Source organism: Pseudoalteromonas sp. SR45-5, assembly GCF_014163565.1.
Classification (GTDB): domain Bacteria; phylum Pseudomonadota; class Gammaproteobacteria; order Enterobacterales; family Alteromonadaceae; genus Pseudoalteromonas; species Pseudoalteromonas distincta.
Genome location: NZ_JACJDN010000435.1, coordinates 1 through 3556 on the forward strand (window position 1 = coordinate 1; position 3556 = coordinate 3556).

The 3556-nt window shown below is 39.2% G+C and carries 5 protein-coding genes; 3 read left to right on the top strand and 2 right to left on the bottom strand.

The window, feature by feature from the left end; genetic code table 11:
- Positions 1–152: 152 nt before the first annotated feature.
- On the bottom strand, positions 153–395 hold the full coding sequence (locus H5072_RS14715) for a hypothetical protein (protein ID WP_010553668.1): 243 nt from the start codon (positions 393–395) through the stop codon (positions 153–155).
- A gap of 199 nt (positions 396–594) precedes the next feature.
- Here H5072_RS14715 and H5072_RS14720 point away from each other — a divergent pair, with 199 nt between their 5' ends.
- Positions 595–1044 (top strand): isoprenylcysteine carboxylmethyltransferase family protein, encoded by a 450-nt coding sequence (locus H5072_RS14720; RefSeq protein WP_007378935.1) that lies wholly within the window; start codon positions 595–597, stop codon positions 1042–1044.
- Between the two features lie 93 nt (positions 1045–1137).
- Here the strand turns inward: H5072_RS14720 and queC are convergent, their stop codons facing one another.
- Positions 1138–1794, bottom strand: coding sequence for a 7-cyano-7-deazaguanine synthase QueC (queC, locus tag H5072_RS14725; protein WP_002960416.1), 657 nt, complete (start codon positions 1792–1794; stop codon positions 1138–1140).
- A 145-nt stretch (positions 1795–1939) separates the two neighbouring features.
- Here queC and queE point away from each other — a divergent pair, with 145 nt between their 5' ends.
- Together queE and H5072_RS14735 are read left to right on the top strand one after the other, a co-directional pair.
- Positions 1940–2605 (top strand): 7-carboxy-7-deazaguanine synthase QueE, encoded by a 666-nt coding sequence (gene queE, locus H5072_RS14730; RefSeq protein WP_002960417.1) that lies wholly within the window; start codon positions 1940–1942, stop codon positions 2603–2605.
- A 271-nt stretch (positions 2606–2876) separates the two neighbouring features.
- Positions 2877–3556 (top strand): class I SAM-dependent methyltransferase (locus tag H5072_RS14735; protein ID WP_182693939.1); only part of this gene is annotated, 680 nt, incomplete at its 3' end.

Sequence of the window (3556 nt, forward strand, 5' to 3'; positions counted from 1 at the left end):
TATGGGTAAGCAACATGCTAATCAGTTAAACTTTGAGATAGACAGTGGGCGAGCACCACAGGGCTGCGGGCAAGCTATTGGTGGGTTTTTAGCTGCTCACGGCATTGAGCAGCCAGAAAATGCGCATTTATATCCAAATTACTTATAACAACTTAAAGTTTATTAATTTCATCTTTAACGTTAAAGCTTGAATCAGTAACAATAGCCTCAAGTGTTTGTACACGCTCTTTTAATGCAAGCACTTGTGCGTTTGTTTCAGCTAGTTGTTTATGGGCATCGCTGTTGTTGTTTTGCATTTTATGCTTAAATTCAAGATGCTTTTTATACATATCGTAAACTACTCCTGAGCCAACCGAAATTAGCACAATAAGTACAATCATCGTAGTTCCAGACATAACCTCATTCCTTATCATTTTATTATTCGTTTATGGTTAAAGTATAACCTTTAAGCGCTTTTGATAAAGCTGACAATTGTAACTTAATTTGTATACTTTATTTAAGTTCAGCTTTGAGCGTGTTCATCATTTATACACTTTAGATATTGTTTAATGGCTCCATATAATAAACATATTTTAGTCAATACAGTGAGTTGCCATGTTAAATAATAAAATTCCACCGGTTATCGTTGTGCTGTTTTTTGCAGGCATAATGGCGCTTATTGCGCATTACAGTGTTATTGATTTCACCGCCTTTATTACCTACCTAGCAGCAAGTTTGGTCATTATTGGGTGTGTTTTTTGTATTGCAGGTGTGGCGAGCTTTAAAATAGCAAACACCACAGTAAATCCTAATAAACCTGAGCAAGCGTCAAAACTTATTACGAGCGGCATTTATAAAATTTCGCGTAACCCAATGTATGTGGGTTTTGCATTTATTTTAGCAGGGTGGGGTGTTTGGTTAAGTTCCTTGTGGGCGCTTTTATGTATTATCGGGTTTATTGCGTATTTAACGTTTTTTCAAATAATACCCGAGGAGCGTGCGCTCACTAAATTATTTGGTGAAGAGTTTACCGCCTATAAAGCGCGCGTAAAACGCTGGCTGTAATCAATACCATTAACTTAAAACCTGACAAACAAAAAAGGCTATCGATGATAGCCTTTTTTGTTTGCAGCAATTGTATTACGAATTAATTGCGGCTTATTCGTATTCTAACGGGTCTGTAATGTTATTTAGTGCAAATGCTTCAAGGCGTTCTTGGCACGCGCCACATTTACCACAGGCCTTTTCACGGCCGTTATAACAGGTCCACGTTTGGCTGTAATCTAAACCCATTTCAATACCGTCGGTTAAAATACCAATTTTAGTATTATTTAAATACGGGCTAAAAATTTCTACCGCGTCGTAGTTCGCAATACGACACACATCATCCATTTTTTGCACAAATTCAGGACGGCAGTCAGGGTAAATAGCATGATCCCCAGAATGAGCGCCGTAATAAACTTGGCTAGCTTTAAGTGATACCGCGTAACCAACAGCAAGCGAGAGCAAAATCATATTACGATTAGGTACAATCGTACTTTTCATGCTTTCTTCTTCGTAATGGCCTTCAGGCACATCAATATCATCAGTAAGTGATGAGCCACCAATAAGTTGGTTAATCGCCGAAATATCAACAATTTTATGTGGAACGTTTAACTTTTCACACACACTTGCCGCTACTTTAAGCTCTTTTACATGACGCTGACCATAGTCAAATGATAGGGCATATACATCATGGCCTTGTTGCAGGGCTTTATTTAATACGGTAAATGAGTCCATACCGCCGGAATAAATAACAACTACTTTTTGCGTCATATCTGTTTTGCTCTTAGTTTTAATAGAGGTTTATATCAGGGCGCGATATACTACACGGCCGCAGCTTAAATAACAATTTTTGCACAGCGCTTTTTGGTTTTTTAATAGTAGCAATTTGGCTGCTAGGTAGTAAGTGAGATCTCTTTTGTACAAAATTAATGAAGTGTTTGAAACCATTCAAGGTGAAGCTAGCTTTACTGGCACACCCTCAATATTTTTACGTCTGCAAGGCTGCCCTGTAGGCTGCTCTTGGTGCGACACTAAGCAAACGTGGGATGTTGATAATGTATATAAAGTATCGCTGGATGAAACCGTAGAAAAAAAAGCCGACTCAGATCATTGGGCTAACGCCAGTGCAGAGCAAATTTTAGCTTTGTTTCAATCACGTGGGTATACCGCAAAGCATGTTGTAATTACTGGCGGCGAGCCATGCATGTTTGATTTAAATCCAGTCTGTAACTTATTACACGAACACGGTTTTAGCACACAAATAGAAACCAGCGGCACGTTTGAAATACTCGCCCCAGAGCAAACATGGGTAACAGTATCGCCAAAAATTAATATGCGCGGCGGTTACGAAGTACTAACCAGCACCATGAAGCGCGCAAACGAGATAAAACACCCCGTTGCGATGCAAAAACACGTAGAAGAGCTAGAAGAATTATTTGCTAAAACAGGCGTTAACCCTAAGCTTGTTTACTTACAGCCAATTAGCCAAAAAGTATCAGCAACTAAACTCGCAATCGACACCTGCATTGCCAAAAACTGGCGCCTATCAATACAAGTACATAAGTATTTAGGAATTAGTTAAAGCCAGTTTAAAGTTATAGTACGTATGTTGGGTAGAGCGTAGCGAAACCCAACGAATCTCCAATTCCACACCGTTTTATAACAACGCTCTATAATATTTAAATACCTAGGCCGGATAAGCGAAGCGCCATCCGACAGTCCTGTACTTTATAGCCTGTACTTTATAGCCTAGAATTACATCTACCTTAAAGCTCATATCTTCTTCGTTAATTGTGCTAATTAGTTTACTATGCGCGACTTAAAAATATTCCACTACTTACCACTAGGCTTATATGTCCGTAAATGCGCTTTACACCGACCTTTCTGATTACTACGACTTAATGTGTGCAGATATTAATTATCAAGCCCAAAGCAATTCTATTCACAGGCTGCACCAAATTTTTGGTAATGGTGGAAATACCCATCTCGATTTAGCGTGTGGCACCGGCCCGCATGTACGCCACTTTATTGATTATGGCTATAAAAGTAGTGGGCTTGATTTAAACCAGCCAATGCTCGATAAAGCAAAAGTTCGTTGCCCAGAAGCGCAATTTTCGTTGCAAAACATGAGTGAATTTAAGGTAACTGAGCACTTGGATTTAATTACCTGCTTTTTGTATTCACTGCATTACTGCGACGGAATTGATAAGTTAAAAGAGTGCCTTGCTAGCGTGCACAATGCATTAAACGTAGGTGGAATATTTTGTTTTAACACGGTTGATAAAAACAAAATCGACAGCGATTCATTTGTAGAGCACACAGCAACAAGCGAAAATAGCTTCTTCACATTTCGCTCTGGCTGGCACTATATTGGCAGCGGCAGTAAACAGTTATTAAAACTCAGCATAGAAAAAACCACCGCAGACAACACTCTCGTATGGCACGACGAGCACCCAATGGTTGCTTTTAGTTATACCGAGCTTAAAGAAGCCTTAAAGCCGTACTTCGAATTCCACATATTTGAACATGACTA

Coding starts and splice junctions, on each gene's coding strand:
- H5072_RS14715 (WP_010553668.1), bottom strand. CDS start 395: ATGTCTGGAACTACGATGATTGTACTTATTGTGCTAATTTCGGTTGGC.
- H5072_RS14720 (WP_007378935.1), top strand. CDS start 595: ATGTTAAATAATAAAATTCCACCGGTTATCGTTGTGCTGTTTTTTGCA.
- queC (WP_002960416.1), bottom strand. CDS start 1,794: ATGACGCAAAAAGTAGTTGTTATTTATTCCGGCGGTATGGACTCATTT.